This is a genomic window from Dyella sp. (assembly GCF_035277725.1).
Classification (GTDB): domain Bacteria; phylum Pseudomonadota; class Gammaproteobacteria; order Xanthomonadales; family Rhodanobacteraceae; genus Dyella_B.
Genome location: NZ_DATEJY010000030.1, coordinates 46,598 through 62,341, shown reverse-complemented (window position 1 = coordinate 62,341; position 15,744 = coordinate 46,598). Strand labels below are relative to the sequence as shown.

16 protein-coding genes, 1 tRNA gene and 1 other RNA gene are annotated in these 15,744 nt (G+C 58.5%); 9 read left to right on the top strand and 9 right to left on the bottom strand.

What is annotated here, in order from left to right:
- Nucleotides 1-116: 116 nt before the first annotated feature.
- On the top strand, nt 117-902 hold the full coding sequence (gene speD, locus VJR68_RS02255; protein ID WP_126685269.1) for an adenosylmethionine decarboxylase: 786 nt from the start codon (nt 117-119) through the stop codon (nt 900-902).
- An 88-nt stretch (nt 903-990) separates the two neighbouring features.
- Here speD and coq7 read toward each other — a convergent pair whose 3' ends face one another.
- The gene (coq7, locus tag VJR68_RS02250) at nt 991-1,644 is read right to left on the bottom strand and encodes a 2-polyprenyl-3-methyl-6-methoxy-1,4-benzoquinone monooxygenase (RefSeq protein WP_414647720.1); all 654 of its coding nucleotides are present in this window, start codon (nt 1,642-1,644) and stop codon (nt 991-993) included.
- Nucleotides 1,629-2,822, bottom strand: a complete 1,194-nt coding sequence (locus VJR68_RS02245; protein WP_324145917.1) for a (Fe-S)-binding protein — start codon at nt 2,820-2,822, stop codon at nt 1,629-1,631. Before VJR68_RS02245 ends, coq7 begins: the two co-directional genes overlap by 16 nt.
- A 154-nt stretch (nt 2,823-2,976) precedes the next feature.
- Here VJR68_RS02245 and rplM point away from each other — a divergent pair, with 154 nt between their 5' ends.
- The 6 genes from rplM (at nt 2,977) to VJR68_RS02215 (ending at nt 10,767) form a co-directional block, all read left to right on the top strand.
- Nucleotides 2,977-3,405 (top strand): 50S ribosomal protein L13, encoded by a 429-nt coding sequence (gene rplM / locus VJR68_RS02240; protein WP_324145916.1) that lies wholly within the window; start codon nt 2,977-2,979, stop codon nt 3,403-3,405.
- Between the two features lie 9 nt (nt 3,406-3,414).
- Nucleotides 3,415-3,807, top strand: coding sequence for a 30S ribosomal protein S9 (gene rpsI / locus VJR68_RS02235; protein WP_324145915.1), 393 nt, complete (start codon nt 3,415-3,417; stop codon nt 3,805-3,807).
- A gap of 68 nt (nt 3,808-3,875) precedes the next feature.
- Nucleotides 3,876-3,949: transfer RNA gene (locus tag VJR68_RS02230), tRNA-Gln, on the top strand.
- Between the two features lie 319 nt (nt 3,950-4,268).
- Nucleotides 4,269-4,622: a TfoX/Sxy family protein gene (locus VJR68_RS02225; protein ID WP_324145914.1), complete on the top strand. Its 354-nt coding sequence runs from the start codon at nt 4,269-4,271 to the stop codon at nt 4,620-4,622.
- Between the two features lie 187 nt (nt 4,623-4,809).
- The gene (locus VJR68_RS02220; RefSeq protein WP_324145913.1) at nt 4,810-7,497 is read left to right on the top strand and encodes a family 78 glycoside hydrolase catalytic domain; all 2,688 of its coding nucleotides are present in this window, start codon (nt 4,810-4,812) and stop codon (nt 7,495-7,497) included.
- Between the two features lie 387 nt (nt 7,498-7,884).
- Nucleotides 7,885-10,767: a TonB-dependent receptor domain-containing protein gene (locus tag VJR68_RS02215; protein WP_324145912.1), complete on the top strand. Its 2,883-nt coding sequence runs from the start codon at nt 7,885-7,887 to the stop codon at nt 10,765-10,767.
- A 72-nt stretch (nt 10,768-10,839) separates the two neighbouring features.
- On the opposite strand, the gene VJR68_RS02210 is transcribed toward VJR68_RS02215, so the two are convergent.
- The 7 genes from VJR68_RS02210 to VJR68_RS02180 all read right to left on the bottom strand — a co-directional run bounded on the left by VJR68_RS02210 (nt 10,840) and on the right by VJR68_RS02180 (nt 13,653).
- Nucleotides 10,840-10,983: a hypothetical protein gene (locus VJR68_RS02210; RefSeq protein ID WP_324145911.1), complete on the bottom strand. Its 144-nt coding sequence runs from the start codon at nt 10,981-10,983 to the stop codon at nt 10,840-10,842.
- 27 nt (nt 10,984-11,010) lie between these two features.
- Nucleotides 11,011-11,649 (bottom strand): ribose-5-phosphate isomerase RpiA, encoded by a 639-nt coding sequence (gene rpiA / locus VJR68_RS02205; protein ID WP_324145910.1) that lies wholly within the window; start codon nt 11,647-11,649, stop codon nt 11,011-11,013.
- A gap of 122 nt (nt 11,650-11,771) precedes the next feature.
- Nucleotides 11,772-12,224, bottom strand: a complete 453-nt coding sequence (locus tag VJR68_RS02200; protein WP_324145909.1) for an EVE domain-containing protein — start codon at nt 12,222-12,224, stop codon at nt 11,772-11,774.
- Nucleotides 12,221-12,838 (bottom strand): 5-formyltetrahydrofolate cyclo-ligase, encoded by a 618-nt coding sequence (locus tag VJR68_RS02195; protein ID WP_324145908.1) that lies wholly within the window; start codon nt 12,836-12,838, stop codon nt 12,221-12,223. The genes VJR68_RS02200 and VJR68_RS02195 overlap by 4 nt, the downstream gene beginning before the upstream one ends.
- A gap of 69 nt (nt 12,839-12,907) precedes the next feature.
- Nucleotides 12,908-13,093: non-coding RNA, 6S RNA (gene ssrS, locus VJR68_RS02190), on the bottom strand.
- Between the two features lie 7 nt (nt 13,094-13,100).
- The gene (locus VJR68_RS02185; protein WP_324145907.1) at nt 13,101-13,436 is read right to left on the bottom strand and encodes a cell division protein ZapA; all 336 of its coding nucleotides are present in this window, start codon (nt 13,434-13,436) and stop codon (nt 13,101-13,103) included.
- Nucleotides 13,429-13,653 carry a TIGR02449 family protein gene (locus VJR68_RS02180; protein WP_324145906.1) on the bottom strand — a complete coding sequence of 75 codons (225 nt, stop codon included), beginning with the start codon at nt 13,651-13,653 and terminating at the stop codon, nt 13,429-13,431. The genes VJR68_RS02185 and VJR68_RS02180 overlap by 8 nt, the downstream gene beginning before the upstream one ends.
- A gap of 101 nt (nt 13,654-13,754) precedes the next feature.
- Here VJR68_RS02180 and VJR68_RS02175 point away from each other — a divergent pair, with 101 nt between their 5' ends.
- Both VJR68_RS02175 and VJR68_RS02170 read left to right on the top strand, forming a co-directional pair.
- Nucleotides 13,755-14,318 (top strand): UPF0149 family protein, encoded by a 564-nt coding sequence (locus VJR68_RS02175; protein WP_324145905.1) that lies wholly within the window; start codon nt 13,755-13,757, stop codon nt 14,316-14,318.
- The gene (locus VJR68_RS02170; protein ID WP_324145904.1) at nt 14,276-15,625 is read left to right on the top strand and encodes an aminopeptidase P N-terminal domain-containing protein; all 1,350 of its coding nucleotides are present in this window, start codon (nt 14,276-14,278) and stop codon (nt 15,623-15,625) included. Before VJR68_RS02175 ends, VJR68_RS02170 begins: the two co-directional genes overlap by 43 nt.
- Nucleotides 15,626-15,744 lie beyond the last annotated feature (119 nt).

The window sequence follows — 15,744 nt, the reverse complement described above, 5'->3', positions numbered from 1 at the left end:
CGTCCGTACACAAGGGGCGTGCAGGATAAGGGTCCAGCATGCTTTTCTAATCAGCGGGGACCCTTGTAGCTAACCCGCCTCACCTGTCGGCCGTGACCCGGCCATGGAGTGTCGCCGTGGTGAAACCCCTCCCGCGCCTGCGCCTGCAGGGCTTCAACAACCTTACCAAGGCCCTGAGCTTCAACATCTACGATATCTGCTATGCGGTATCGGAAGACCAGCGCCAGCGCTATATCGAGTACATCGACGAGCAGTACGACGCCGATCGACTCACGCAGATCCTGACCGACGTGGCCGAGATCATCGGCGCGAACATCCTCAACGTGGCCCGTCAGGACTACGACCCGCAGGGTGCCTCCGTCACCATCCTCATCTCCGAGGAGCCGGTGGTGGAGAAGCTCGGCCGCGACACCATTTCGGATGCCGTGGTGGCCCATATGGACAAGAGCCATATCACCGTCCACACCTATCCGGAAACGCATCCGCACAACGGCATTGCTACGTTCCGCGCGGATATCGACGTGGCGACCTGCGGCGTGATTTCACCGCTGAAGGCTCTGAACTATCTGATCGACAGTTTTGAGTCGGACATCGTAGTGTGCGACTACCGCGTGCGTGGATTCACGCGCGACGTGAAGGGCAAGAAGCACTTCATCGATCACAAGATCAACTCGGTGCAGGACTACCTGGCACGCCACATCCGCCAGAAGTACGAAATGTTCGACGTGAACGTGTATCAGGAAAATATTTTTCACACGAAGATGCACATCAAGGACTTCGACCTCGATACCTATTTGTTCGAGGCGCATGCGGATGATTTGTCGTTCAAGGAGCGGCAGAAGATCGAGCAGCTGTTGCGCCGGGAGATCGAGGAGCTGTTTCACGGACGCAATCTGATGTGACGAAAAACCCGCCGAAAGGCGGGTTTTTTAATCAGGCGAAACCTACCCGCCGAAAGGTGGGTTTATGTGGTCTCGCCGCAGGGCGGCATTAGAGCCGATACGCCACCGTCTTCATCACCAACGACGTCGCGTGCATCATCTGCGGGATCGGAAACGGCAGCGTGATACCGCCGCGTTCCCGCGCATGCTGCGCATGCCGTACCTCATCCTCCTGCATCTGCTTCAGCACCGCGCGCGAACGCTCGTCCTGGGCTGGCAGCTTGTCCATGTGCTCGGCCAGATGCGTTTCCACCTGTTTTTCAGTTTCCACTACAAAGCCCAGGCTGATTTTGTCGCCGGCCAGTGCCGCCAGTGCGCCGATCGCGTAGCTGCCCGCGTACCACAGTGGATTGAGCAGGCTGGGCTGGCTGTTCAGTTCATGCAGGCGTTCGGAGCACCAGGCGAGATGATCGGTTTCTTCAGTCGCCGCATCGTATAGATGCGTGCGGTTTTCCTCGTTGCGCGCCAATGCGGCCTGTCCGTCGTACAACGCCTGAGCGCAGACTTCGCCGGTGTGGTTCACGCGCATCAGGCCGGCGACGTGGCGGCGTTCCTTGTCGTCAAGCTCGGCATCGGCAACGTGATGAGCCGGGGAGGGACGATGCGCCTCTGGTGTGCCGGCTACGGTTTCCAGGGCGCGTTCAATGCCGGCGAACAGGCGGTCGAGTGGGCTAAGCGTACGTACGTTCATGACGGTATCCATTGCTGCGCGAGCAGAGTCAGCGGGTGCAAAGTCGGCAAGGCTGAGGCGTGTTCTTTCAACCCGGCCGCTAGATGCAATCGGCAGCCGATATTGGACGACAGAAGTCCTTGCACATCCAGCGTCGTGATGTGAGCCAACACGCTTTCGCGCAATTGTGCGGCGCGTTCCGGAAACTGCAGCAGATGGCTGCCGGCCGCGCCGCAGCAATAAGGCGGGGCAGGCAGGCGCTTCAATTCCAACTGGGGGATGCGGCGTAATAGCTTCAGCAGCGCTGCGTCGCTGCGTGCCACGTTGGCTTGGGTGCATGGCACGTGCAGGGCAAGCTGGCGCGGGTAAGGGTGGAAGGCGAGTGTGTCGATGCGCTCGGCGAGCAGGCGGTAGGGATCGTCCACACGCACCTCGGGCAGCGCCTTGCGCAATGTGCTCAGGCAGCCCGGCGTTACGGTAACCAGATGATCCGCTTTCGCATTTGCCCAGGCTTGCCGAACATGCGCGGCCGCCGCATCGGCTTCGCGACTGGCGCCGTCGTGCGAATCCAGCGCCCCGCAGCAGAATGCCGGCAGGTGAGTCACTTGATAGCCTGCAGCCACCAACAGCATCTCCGTAGCGCGCTCGGCCTCCGCGTCATAGATGCTCGCTACGCACCCCGGAAACAGCGCCACAGTGCCGACTTTTTTACCTTTCCTGCTTGGTGGGGGAGGGCCGGGGCGGGGTTGCTTGGGCTTGCCGTGGACGTGATGAAGCTCGTGGGGCTTCCCTGGTGCCAGAGCCAAGGCCTCTCGCCAAGCACCAGGCAGCGCGTGCCCGAGCCATCGCCACACCCCGGTCCAGCGAACCAGCCGTTGTGCCCAGAGGTTCAACCTCGGTCGCTTTACGACTTCCAATAACGCTGTGGGTCGCTCTGGCGCCGGTCCCAGCAACGATCGGGTCTCCACCAGCAATGCCTCATACTTGACCCCTGCCGGGCAAACCCGCTCGCAACTCAGGCAGCCCAGGCAATGATCCAGCGGCTCGCGCAGTTCGGCGTTAGGTGAAACCTGCCCTCGAGCCAGCGCCGCGGCAATCGCGATCCGCCCGCGCGGCGATTCGGCTTCATTGCCGTCCAGGGCATAGGTAGGGCACACGGGCAGGCAAAGTCCGCATTGCACGCACTGGTCGGCCAGCACGGCGAGCGGCAAGCGGGGGTTCTCAAGGGGCATGTCGTTCATGCTATCATTCACGACTCGCAACCCTCCGTGGGCTTGCGCGATAGATGAAAGCTTCGCTATCATCTCGCGCCTTTATTCACCGATTCCGCTTACCGCCCCATTGGCGGCAGACAGGTATTCCGAAATGAAAACGTTCAGCGCCAAGCCGGAAAGCGTCAAGCGCGACTGGTACGTGGTTGATGCCACGGACAAGACGCTCGGTCGTCTCTCGACCGAGATCGCGCGCCGCCTGCGCGGCAAGCACAAGCCCGAGTTCACCCCGCACGTCGATACCGGCGACTACATCGTCGTGATCAACGCCGAGAAGGTGGCTGTCACCGGTGCGAAGCTGGACGACAAGATGTATCACCGCTTCACCGGCTACGTCGGTAACCTCAAGACCACCAGTCTGAAGGACCTGCTGGCTACCTATCCCGAGCGCGTCATCGAGATCGCCGTCAAGGGCATGCTGCCGAAGAACCCGCTGGGCCGCGCAATGTACCGCAAGCTCAAGGTGTACGGCGGTGCCGAACATCCGCATACCGCCCAGCAGCCGAAGGCGCTGGAAATCTAAGGAAGCATCATGGCGATTCAGCAGAATTACGGCACCGGCCGCCGCAAGACCTCCGCAGCACGCGTGTTCCTGCGCAAGGGCAGTGGTCAGATCCAAGTGAACGGCAAGAGCCTGGACGATTTCTTCGGCCGCGAAACCTCCCGCATGATCGTGCGCCAGCCGCTCGAACTCACGCAGAGCGCCGACAAGTTCGACATCAAGGTTACCGTTGCCGGTGGTGGTATCACCGGTCAGGCTGGTGCGATCCGTCTCGGTATCGCCCGCGCCCTGATCGAGTACGATGAAAGCCTGAAGTCCCAGCTGCGCAAGGCTGGCTTCGTGACCCGCGACGCCCGTGAAGTCGAGCGTAAGAAGGTCGGTCTGCACAAGGCACGTCGCGCTACCCAGTTCTCGAAGCGCTAATCCTCGCAAGAGGTCGCACTTCAACCGTCCGGTGCATCAGGTCAGAGCGCACGGCGCGGTACGAGTATTGGGAGATCGTCTAACGGTAGGACAACGGACTCTGACTCCGTTTATCTAGGTTCGAATCCTAGTCTCCCAGCCAAAAACAAAAAGCCCGCCTTTATGGCGGGCTTTTTGTTTTTGGCTGGGAGGATCAAGGAGGCAAATTGTGTTCGACTTGTTGTCTGGAACAAATTTGGACAGCACATAAGCGCTGGCCAGGACGCGCAGCGCAGAGGGGTGAGCCCCATGGAAGGGGCGAACAATCCTCGTCTTCCAGCCAGAAGAAGCATCCGCTCTTATGGCACGCATTTTGTCTTGGCTAAAAGGCTCAGACATGCGCGACACTTCTGAGTCTGGCTACCCTTGATTGGGATTCGCCCGCGGGCAGCGGCCTGACTCAAGTACTGGATTGCACGGATATGGCTACCAACCAAGATTTCGTCGATTACGTGACAGAGCAAGTGGCGCTTGGCGATCGGCTTACTCAAAAGAAGATGTTCGGTGAGTACGCCTTATACGTAGATGGGAAGGTAGTCGCCTTCGCCTGCGATAACAGTCTCTTTATCAAACCATCTGCGGCTGCGACGAAGCTGGCGCCAGAACTTCCTCAGCGACCTCCTTACCCTGGCGCCAAAGACTATCCAGTTGCCGACGAGCTTCTGGATGACTCTGATGTCATTCGTCAATTAATTCTTGAGACTGCTGCGCTCATGCCGGCACCCAAGCCCAAAAAATCAGCGCCACCTCGTAAGCCCGGTAGACACACCAAGTAATTGGCAGGCGTGTGTGGGCGCCTTCACCGAATGACCGTGCGCCCAATACGATGCTGCTTTCCCAACACTGGGAGTGGCGAGAGTGACAGCTCTACGGATGCTTGGATTGCCACCAACTCATCTCAATAAATGGCTAGCCTTGACGCTGCAGGCTACTCGCCTATATCGCCGAGGCAGTCTTCTGGCCATGGCTTTGCTCATGCGCATTTCCACCGCGCATGCAGCGAGTGCCTTGCAGCTCCAATACCTCACTACCGAGCATCAGGACCAACCTCTGGCGATTGAGACTGCCTCGCCACGATTCGGCTGGGTAGTAACGAATGCGTCACGCGGCACGGTGCCTGAGGCCTACCGTATCGAAGTGGCGCGCAGCATGGCTGCGCTATCGGAAGACCGTCCGGATGTGTGGAACAGCGGTCGAGTTATCAGCACATCTTCATTCGACATCACCTACGAAGGACCACCGCTAGCACCGTCCAGTCGCTATTACTGGAAGGTCATTGCGCAGACTTCGTCGGGTAACGTTAGTGCTGCCTCATGGTTCGAAACCGGGCCGTCATCGCTGGAATGGTCGAGTGCCGCCTGGATTGGCAAGCCAGCTGGCGGCAGTTTGGCTGCGCCATTGCTGCGGCATGTATTCGCCGTGAAATCAGGACTGAAGTCGGCGCGGCTATATGTTGCTGCCGGTGGTTACGCCGATGTGTCGATCAACGGTCACCCTGCCAGCGATACCGTGCTGTCGCCGGATTTCACCAACTACGACAAGCGCGTGCTGTATCTCGCGCACGACGTTACAGCCTTGCTGCAATCGGGTAGGACCAATGCCATCGGGATTGAACTCGGACGTGGCTTCTACGGGCTCACGAACCCGGACGTCTGGCATTGGGAGAAGGCCCCATGGCATGGCGAGCCCCGCGTACGTGTGCTATTGAAGCTGTGTTACGTGGATGATCGCTGCGAGTTCGTAGGCACGGGTCCAGGTTGGCGTATTCATGATGGACCGACCTTGCTGGACGACGTCTATGGTGGCGAGGTCTATGACGCACGTCGTGCACAAACTCGTTTCGATACCGTTGCTTTTGATGATCATGATTGGGGTGCTGCAGCGGTGCTGTCCGCGCCGAAAGGCGTGCTTGAATCGCAACGTGAGCCACCGGCACGCGTCGTGCAGACCTTGCAGGCCACTGCGGTCACCAAGCTGCATAACGGTAGCTACGTATTTGCGTTTCCACGTGTGATTGCCGGCTGGGTCACTCTTGCCGTGCAAGGATATGCGGGCGATACGGTGGTTGTGCATTACGGCGAAAAATTGTTGCCCGATGGCAGCGTTGATGATCGCGACGATCATCACTACTTCCAGCATGGTTTGCAGACCGATCGCGTTACGTTGGCAGGACGCGGCATCGAAAGTTGGCATTCGCGTTTTTCCTGGAAAGGATTTCGCTATGTACAGGTCGATGGCTGGCCTGGCTCCGCGGCCTCGCTCGATGCGGTGACGGCGCAAGTCATTCATTCGTACGTGCCGGTGATCGGCCATTTCAGTAGCGGCAATTCACTGCTGAATTGGATTCACGCTGCTGCCGTCAACACCATGCTCAATAATCTCTACGGCATACCGACCGATACGCCGATGTATGAGAAGAATGGCTGGACGGGCGATGGCATGCTTGGCGCCGACATGATGTTGCGCGACTTGGGCGCCGACACCCTGCTGTCCAAATGGGTGCAGGACATTGCCGATGCGCGCAATAAAGAAGGCGCGCCGCTGCTGATCGCACCCAATCCTGGTTGGGGCGATGTGCGTGCGCCACCGTGGCATGCCGCTTACGTGCTGGTGCCTTGGTCGCTTTATTGGCAGCGTGATGATCGACGTGTACTGGCTGAGCACGTTGATGGCATGGCGCACTATGTCGACCTGGAATACATGCGCTCATTGGGCGGTATCGCCGACACGGCACTTGGCGATTGGGTTAGTCCAGGCACACCAGCTGATGGCGGCAATGCCCCCGAGGATAAACACATTGCTGCAACCGCCTATCTCTATCGCATGGCCGATACGATGGCGCAGATCGAGCGAACGCTTGGCAACGACCATCAAGCTAAGCATTTCGACACCATCGCAGCGCGCGTACGCGATGCCTTCAACCGCCGCTTCTTTGATGACGCGAAGGGTCTCTATCGCGGTGAAAGTGATAATGGCGTCCGTCAAACCCATCAATTGCTCGCGTTGGGTTTTGGTCTCGTGCCAGCAACGCAACGCGCACGCGTTACCGATGCCCTGGTACAGGCAGTGCATGCGCATGATGATCACTTGGACACCGGTGCGCTCGGCACCAAGTTGTTGCTGCCCGTACTTACCGCCACGGGTCATGCCGACTTGGCATGGATGGTCGCCACGCAGACGAGTTTCCCTGGCTGGGGATATTGGCGCGCGAATGGCGCGACCAGTCTGTGGGAACACTGGAAACTCGACGCGCGTTCGCGCGGGCATTACTTCCTGGGCACGATCGACGATTGGTTGTTCGGAGATGTCGCGGGTATGCGGCCTCTGGCGCCTGGATGGCAGCGCATCGGCATCCACCCTGCGCTTACCGCGTGGCTGGATCATGCCGAAGCAGATACCTTGACCCCCTACGGCCGTGTGGCGGTGTCCTGGTCCCATGAACAAGGCGGACTGCAGCTGAAGATAGAAATACCCGTTGGCAGTACCGCTGAAGTGCGCATGCCGGCAACCAAACCGGCTGCGATTGCCGAATCGGGACAGCCGCTATCGACATCACCGTGGGTGCACCACTTGCATGCGTGCGATGCCGACACCTGCTTTGAGCTGGAGTCCGGACACTATCGTCTTGAGCAATTCCGGAAAACCTTTTGAGGATGTCCTCCTGCTCGTTGTACGAATGGACAGTATCGATTCCGTTTGCGCAGTCAAACATAATTAAGACGGATAGAGCAGAGAAATCCCTACCTTCAAATTTTCAAAACGACGATTTTTTATAAGTCATCATAACTACGCGTGCCTGTTGAGAAATTTCCTGGCACTTTATGCCCTAAGCCATTTGCGAAAGTTTTACATCTCTTGTAAACATGATTGCAGCACGAACCTGCTAGGGGAGGATTCTTTGGTTCGTGAGGGCAAGATAGAAGTAGAGAGTGTGAGTACGTGCCCATGGTTGCTAGGTACGTTATCTGGGGAAAGGGTGCCTCTCCACTGGGGAAGGGGTGTCTCCTGCACAAAATTGATTAGAGCTAGGGGAATTCAATGTTGAAATCGAAACTTGCTGTAGCCGTTGTGGCTGCTTTGGCGTTCGGTTGCGCGAGCGCTTACGCGAGCAACACGCAATCTGGCGACGCCATGAATGCGCCACAAGACACTCAGTCCAGCAGCCAGTCCGCACCTGGCTCATCCGCGGACGACACGAGCAAGAAAGCCAAGAAGTTGGAAGTGGTCAACGTTACGGGCTCGCTGATTCCGCAGACGGCCATTGAAACCAGTAAGCCGGTCATTACGATCACGGCGCAGCAGATGAAGGATCGCGGCTTCACCAGCGTGGCCGATGTGCTGCAGGCAGGTACGTTTGCGACCGGTAGCGTGCAAGGGCCGAACAACGCGGGTGGTTTCACGCAGAGTGCGAAAACAATCAGTTTCTTCGGTCTCGATCCTAGCTATACCAAATACCTGATTGATGGCTTGCCGATGGGCGACTTCCCGGCACTCTATAACGGCAGCGAGGCGTTCAACAGCCTGACCAGTATTCCGATCGAGATGATCGATCACATCGACGTCCTGCCTGGCGGCAATTCATCCATCTACGGTTCGGACGCCATCGCGGGCGTTATCAATATCGTGCTGAAGAAAAAGCTGGATGCCCCCGTCGTTGATGCGCGCTTCGGTTGGCACACCGGCGGCGGCGGTGCCGACCGGCGCCTGTATGCTGCCGATGGCTTTACATTCGGCAAATTGAATGTCATGGCTGGCGTTCAGGTCGAAAGCATTGAGCCGATCTGGGGTTTTGATCGCAGCTTGACTCGCCAGTACTTTACGCAAGGCACTACGCCGCCTACAGCATCACGCGATTACCTGGTGTTGAGCGAAACAAAATTGGAGGATGCTTATTACAGTCCGAACTCCTTGAACCCCGGTGTTGGATGCTCGGCTGTTGCCGGCCAGTACGGTGGCACCGAACAGCTTCAGACGCGCTTGAATCACGGCGACTATTGCGGCTCGCAATACAGCGCCGGTTACCATACTGAGAACAATAAGGATAATTCGGCAAATCTTTATACACGTGCGACGTACGACGTAAATGATGATCTGCAGTTATACGGCAATTTTTTGTACAGCTACGATCAACAGAAATTCTCGTCCGGTTCCAATTTCCTGTTTTGGAACAGCCCCATCATCTACGACCCCAAGCTAGATGACTATGTTTTGCTGCAGCATGCATTCAGCCCTGAAGAGGCGGGTGGTTATCAGCACATCATGGATAACAACGTCGAAAACTCTTGGTTGCTGACGCTGGGTGGAAAGGGCAGCTTCGGTCAATCGAACTGGGGCTACGACGTAACGTTCAACCACTCAGAAGATCATCTGCAGGAACGCACCATTCAGCGCTGGACCAATCAAATCAATAGCTATTTCGGCAATATACTCGGACCCTATCTGGGCCTCGATCCGTACGGAGCCGGCCTGCCCAGCTATTCGCCCAATTACCAGGCTTTCTTCTCGCCTGTTTCCAATGCGGCGTTCCGCGGATTCACCGGCTACACCGAAACTTATGCCAAGACCTGGGACAACATGCTCCGGGGCCAGATCACCAATGCGTCGCTGTTCTCTCTGCCCGGTGGTGACGCTGGTTTGGCAATGGTGGTCGAAGGTGGTAACCAAGGCTGGGATTATTCCCCGGATCCGCGCATTCTCAGCGGGCAAACTTATGACTTCACCGATGTCGCAGGCGAGGGACATCGCTCCCGCTATGCGACCACGGTCGAGTTCAATGCTCCGCTGTTCAAGATGCTGACTGTGGATCTTTCCGGTCGTTACGACAGTTACAACGTCGCTGGCGGCTCCGTGAGCCATCCGACTTATAACATCGGGGTTGAATTCCGCCCGTTTGGCGATTTGCTGTTGCTGCGCGGTACGTACGGTACGGCTTTCAAGGCCCCCACGCTCCCTGATGAATTTCAGGGGCCCAGCGGCTACTACAGCAGCGTGGTCGACTATTACAACTGCGCAAAGCTGGGCTACACCGGCGGCAATATCGCCAACTGCCCGGGGCAGCTTAGCGCTGAGCAATTCTTTGGCCAACAGTCGGGTAATCCGAAGCTACAGCCGATCATTGCCAAAACGTTTAGTTTGGGTTTCGTGTTGTCGCCCTTCGAAGGCTTTGCCTTGAAGTCGGATTACTATCACTACAACATCCGCAACGAAATCCAGGTACAGAGTTCCGACTTCCTCGCTCAGACCGAAGCCAATTGCCGTTTAGGTCTCTTCGATATCAACTCACCAAGTTGCCAGGATGCCTTGGCCAAGGTGATTCGTACGGGCACGCCATTGGGACCAGGCCTGCTGGCTCCGATTACCCAGATCCTTACGCCAAAGGTCAACGTAGCGCGTGAGTATCTGAATGCAGTTATCACCGAAGTGAGTTATTCCCACGCTATCGGTGCATACGGAAACATCAGTGCGAAGACGTCCTGGAGTGACATCATGACCCACAGGCAGCAATTGCTGCCCAATGATCCTTTCATCAATCTGCTGCGTGAACCGTATTACAGCACCGAGTTCAAGAGCAGGGTCGATGGTTCTATCGGTTGGCTTTCGCCGATGGAGACATGGGGTGTGACGGTCTATGGTATTCGTGACGGTGCTTCGCCGAACTACCTGGCCACGATCGCCAATAACTACTACACCCCCGGTGCGGGAAGGCTTGCGCCATGGATTCGCTACAACATTACTGCCAGCTACAGCCCGATCAAGAACCTGGCGCTTACATTCGAAATCGACAACGTCTTCAATAAGATGCCGCCGATCGATCGTAGCTATCCAGGTACAGAAGGGCAGCCGTATAACGCCTTGAACTACGATGTCGACGGTCGTGAGTTCCTCATTGAGGCCACCTACAAGTTTGGTAACAACAAGTAAGTAGGAATGCCTGCAGAAGAAAAAGCCCCGCCGGTTGGCGGGGCTTTTTTTATGGTGCTGTGTGGTAGCAACTCAATGCGCAGCCCAATACAAATATGCCACTGCAGCTACCATAGCCAGCAACTTCAGCGGCCATGGCAGCGCACGCATGATCTGATAAATACCTGCACGCTCGATATTGCGTGCCACATCGCGTGTAACGTCGTCTTTCTTCACTGACGCATTTCCTTCAGCTAGCAGCCATCACATCAACTTATCGCCAATCAGCACGACGTCAGCAGGACGGCGTGCAAACAGTCCGACGGTGACAATCCCCGGAATCTGATTGAGCTCACTCTCCAGTGCCACCGGATCGGCAATCTGCCATCCGAGCACATCAATTACCCAGTTGCCGTTATCGGTAACCACGCCATCGCGCCATACCGGATTTCCGCCACGCTTGACGATTTCCCGCCCGACCAGGCTGCGTGCCATCGGAATCACTTCGATCGGCAGCGGGAATTTGCCGAGGGTGTTGACGCGCTTGCTGGAGTCGATGATGCAGACGAATTTCTGCGCCGCCTCGGCAATGATTTTTTCGCGCGTGAGCGCGGCGCCGCCGCCCTTGATCAGCCGCTTGTGCAAATCGCATTCGTCGGCGCCATCGACATACAGCGTCAGCGGGCCGATGGCGTTGAGGTCGAATACGGGAATCCCATGTTTTTTCAATTGCGCGGTGGATTGTTCGGAGCTGGAGACCGCGCCCTGGATGCGGTCTTTGATGTGGGCCAGGGCATCGATGAAGAAGGCCACGGTGGAGCCGGTGCCGACACCGACGATGGCGCCATCTTCGACGTATTTGATAGCGGCTTCGCCGGCTAGGCGTTTTTCTTCGTTACTCATGGTTTGTCCTGGAGGGCGAAAGTCGCCATGGTCGTTTATTCGTAGGGCGTTCGCACGCTGCGTTGCGTTTGCGATGAACGATCCAACTCTCCCTTGTAAACAGGGAAGGGAGCGGCGTGACGTTATTCCAGGCCCAGAATGTACTTCCACTCCGCCGCATCCACCGGCATCACCGACAGGCGATTGCCTTTGCGCAGCAGCGTCATCCCTCCCAGCTTCGGGTGATTTTTCAGCTCGTCCAGCGTGATGACGCGCTTGAGCTTCTTGACGAACTTCACGTCCACCAGCATCCAGCGCGGGTTGTCGCGCGAGCTGGCGGCATCGAAGTATTTGCTCTTGGGATCAAACTGGCTGGGATCGGGATATGCGTCGCTGGCGACTTCGGCAAGACCGGCGATGCCCGGTTCGGCGCAATTGGAGTGGTAGAAGAACACGCCATCGCCCACGCGCATGTCGTCGCGCATGAAATTGCGTGCCTGGTAATTGCGCACACCATCCCAGGCTTCCCGTTTCTTGCGCTTGAGGTCGTCGATGGAAAAGGTGTCCGGCTCGGATTTCATCAGCCAATACGTCATGCGCTCTGGTCTCCCGGTGTATCCGCGCGGCAGTCGATAAGTTCGCGATCGGTGGCAATGAAATCCAGCGACACATCCCAGCGCTCGGGTGCTATGTCCGGCAGTTCCTGAAAGTCGTAGGCGATGCCGACCAGTAGCGGCTCGGTCGGGCGCAGCTGGTCCTTGAGAAAGGCGAAGCTGCGGTCGTAGTAACCGCCGCCGTAGCCCAGGCGGTTGCCGTGGCGGTCAAAGGCGAGCAGCGGCACGAATACCAGGTCGAGCTGGAAAGGAGCGAACCATTCGCGCGGCGTCACCGGTTCTGGAATACCGAAGCGGTTGGGCTGAACCGGATCGCCGGCCGACCAGGGGGCGAAGCGCAGCAGATTGTCCTGGCCGATCAAGGGCAGCAGGAACTGTTGGCCACGCGTGGCCAGCGGCGGAATGACCAGGTTGAGCGGCAATTCGCCGTCGCAGGCCCAGTAGCCGGCGACGCGCTTGTCCGTATGGTATTCGGGCAGGTGTTCCAGGCTGCGCCGCAGGCCTTGGGCGGCGGTGATGCGCTGGGGAGGGGAAAGGGCGCGGCGGCGTTCGGCCAGGCGCTGGCGTAATTCACGACGTCGTGCGGCGGTATCCACGTCGCGCGTCTCCTCAGGGGCCCGGCTGCCCGGATGCCATCGGGATGGCATCCGGGTTGGAATGAGGTGGCGTAAACCGCGATGCCGCTGCCCACCAAACGACCTTGATCCAATGGGATCAGGTGGGAGGGAAATTAAGGCCTCGAGGCTTTCCGCACGCGGCGGACATGCGCAACAGCCTTAAGTAACCGTCCCGGGTCGTATATAGGAACAAGGCAATATGTAAGAGTGTGCTGGCGCACACCGCAGAAAACGCCGAGGGCTATTTTAGTTGCGCGTCGAGTGCGGCTTCAAGCTTGCGGCGCAACGAAGCCAATCCGTCGGCGATGCCAGGTTCAGCCGCGCTGTGAGTTGTATCGTTGGCACGCTTCTGCAATTGCAGGTAGTCATGCGTGATGCTGATGGCTGCCAATACGGCCAGGCGGTCAAAACCCGGTGTCTTGGCATGCGAGCGCAGCTCGCGCATCTTGCGGTCGAGAAAGCTGGCGGCTTCCAGCAAGCCGTCGCGTTCTTCCGGCGGACAGGCAATCAGGAACTCGCGATCGATCAGGCGCAGCGAAACGGGTTCGTTGGTGGACATGCTGATGACGTCAGCCATTGCTCTCGAGCGCCTTCAATCGTTGAATCATGGCTTCGACCCGGCTGCGCGCCTGCTCGTTGCGTGCCAGCAGACTTGCGCGTTCGTTCGCCAGTTGTTCCTGGCTGTGGCGCAGGCTGCGGTTTTCTTCGCTCAAACGGTGCACGTGGTCGAGCAGCCGATCAAGCTGCTGGCTCAGGGCGGCAAGCTCGTGCTGGGCGGCGTCGGGTGTGTTCATGGCGGGAACTATATCAGGACGTCGGAGGAAATCTGCGGGCTCCGAACGATGGCGAACGAGGGTGCATTAAACTTGCCGCTTGAACGTTAATGGAGACCGCCATGGCCACCCCCGCACCCATCGGTCACGATGAACTGGATGACGTCGTTGCGCACCTGCGATTGTCCATCCCCGCCAGTGAGTTACATGGTTCCCTATGCGGTTTGCTGGCATCCAACGGCAGGCCTGGCAGGCGGTCTGTGCTGGGCGCCCTGCATCTCCAAGCCGGTAGCGACAGTGTCTCCGAGCATGATCAGGACGCGCTGGATCAATTGGCCCGGCAAAGCGAACACGAGCTGGCCGACCCTGAACTTGGCTTCGAACCCTTGTTGCCCGCGGATGACCGCCCCTTGCCGGAACGTGCCGACGCCTTGGTGGATTGGTGCCGCGGTTTTCTAAGTGGCTTTGGTTTGGGCGGTCCGGATGCGCACGGGCGATTGTCCGACGAGGGCCGTGAGATCCTCAGCGATCTCGGCGCCATTGCTTCCTCGTCGCTCGATTTCGGCAGCGAAGAAGAAGATGAGGACGCCTTGATCGAAGTGCACGAATTCGTGCGCATGGGCGCCATGCTGCTGTTCACCGAATGCCATATTCCCCATCCGTCTTCCAGCGGCACGTTGCATTGAACATCGCGCCCGAGGAATTCGCGCGGCGCCGCCGCCAGCTGATGAAAATGGCCGGGGAAGACGCGGTAGTGCTGATCGCCACCGCCCCCGAGCGCATGCGCAATGCCGATGCCGCGTGGCCCTATCGGCAGGATTCGGATTTCCATTACCTGTCCGGTTTTCCCGAGCCGGATGCGGTGCTTGCGCTGCTGCCCGGCCGCCAACATGGGGAAGTGGTGCTGTTCTGCCGTGAGCGCGATGCGGAACGCGAGCGCTGGCACGGTGAATCCGTCGGTACCGAGCGTGCCGTTGCCGATTACGGCATGGATGATGCGTTCCCCATCGATGACATCGACGACATCCTGCCGGGCATGATCGAAGGACGCGCACGCGTCTACTGCCACTTCGGCCGCGAACCGCAATTCGATGCGCAGTTGCTGGGCTGGATGCGACGCTTGCGCCAATTGCGCGGCGGCGGCGTGGTGCCGAAGGAATTCGTGGCCCTCGGCCATCTGCTGCATGACTTGCGTCTGTATAAATCGCGCGCGGAGTTGAAGCTGATGCGTGCATCGGCGGCCATCGCCGTGGAAGCGCATCTGGCCGCCATGGCCATGGCCCGCGCAGGACGGCATGAATACGAAGTGGAAGCCGAACTCTTGCGCATGATGCGCAGCCGTGGCGCCGTCGCGGCCTTTCCACCCATCGTGGCCGGCGGCGTGAATGCCTGTGCCATGCACTACCAGGCCAATCGTGCGGTGCTGAAGAACGGCGATTTGCTTTTGATCGACGCCGGCGCGGAACTGGAATGCTATGCCTCCGACATCAGTCGCAGCTTTCCCATCAGCGGGCGATTCAGCCGCGAACAGCGCGCGCTCTATGAAATCGTGCTTACCGCCCAAGAGGCCGCGATCGATGAGGTGATGCCGGGACGTTCGTACAGCACCGCGCACGATGTCGCCGTGCACGTGATTACCGAGGGCCTGTGCGCACTCGGGTTGATCAAAGGCGATCCCACCGAAGCCATCCTGCAAGGTAGTTACAAGCGCTTTTTTCCGGCCAAGACCAGCCATTGGCTGGGGCTGGACGTGCATGACGTAGGCGATTATCGCGTCGACGGCGAGTCGCGCATGCTGGAGCCGGGCATGGTGCTGACGGTTGAGCCAGGCATCTATATTGCGCCCGATGACATGACGGTACCGGAAGCGTGGCGGGGCATCGGTATTCGCATCGAGGATGACGTGGCCGTGACACGCGACGGTCATGAAGTGCTGACGGCGGATGTGCCAAAGCAACCGGAAGAGATCGAAGCGGTTCTGGCGAGTCGCTGAGCCTCAAACAGATGCCGGCACGCGGACAGTTGTAGCGAGACGTCACAGGCGCCCATCGTAGGCTGGGATGAAATCCCAGCATTGCCATGCATGGTGATGCTGGGATTTCATCCCAGCCT

Excerpts from the sequence above, each read along its gene's own strand:
- VJR68_RS02200 (WP_324145909.1), bottom strand. The coding sequence starts at position 12,224 with ATGACGTATTGGCTGATGAAATCCGAGCCGGACACCTTTTCCATCGAC.
- VJR68_RS02170 (WP_324145904.1), top strand. The coding sequence starts at position 14,276 with ATGCCATATTCCCCATCCGTCTTCCAGCGGCACGTTGCATTGAACATC.
- rplM (WP_324145916.1), top strand. The coding sequence starts at position 2,977 with ATGAAAACGTTCAGCGCCAAGCCGGAAAGCGTCAAGCGCGACTGGTAC.
- VJR68_RS02175 (WP_324145905.1), top strand. The coding sequence starts at position 13,755 with ATGGCCACCCCCGCACCCATCGGTCACGATGAACTGGATGACGTCGTT.
- VJR68_RS02185 (WP_324145907.1), bottom strand. The coding sequence starts at position 13,436 with ATGGCTGACGTCATCAGCATGTCCACCAACGAACCCGTTTCGCTGCGC.
- VJR68_RS02225 (WP_324145914.1), top strand. The coding sequence starts at position 4,269 with ATGGCTACCAACCAAGATTTCGTCGATTACGTGACAGAGCAAGTGGCG.
- coq7 (WP_414647720.1), bottom strand. The coding sequence starts at position 1,644 with ATGGATACCGTCATGAACGTACGTACGCTTAGCCCACTCGACCGCCTG.
- rpsI (WP_324145915.1), top strand. The coding sequence starts at position 3,415 with ATGGCGATTCAGCAGAATTACGGCACCGGCCGCCGCAAGACCTCCGCA.
- rpiA (WP_324145910.1), bottom strand. The coding sequence starts at position 11,649 with ATGAGTAACGAAGAAAAACGCCTAGCCGGCGAAGCCGCTATCAAATAC.
- VJR68_RS02220 (WP_324145913.1), top strand. The coding sequence starts at position 4,810 with ATGGCTTTGCTCATGCGCATTTCCACCGCGCATGCAGCGAGTGCCTTG.
- VJR68_RS02180 (WP_324145906.1), bottom strand. The coding sequence starts at position 13,653 with ATGAACACACCCGACGCCGCCCAGCACGAGCTTGCCGCCCTGAGCCAG.
- VJR68_RS02215 (WP_324145912.1), top strand. The coding sequence starts at position 7,885 with ATGTTGAAATCGAAACTTGCTGTAGCCGTTGTGGCTGCTTTGGCGTTC.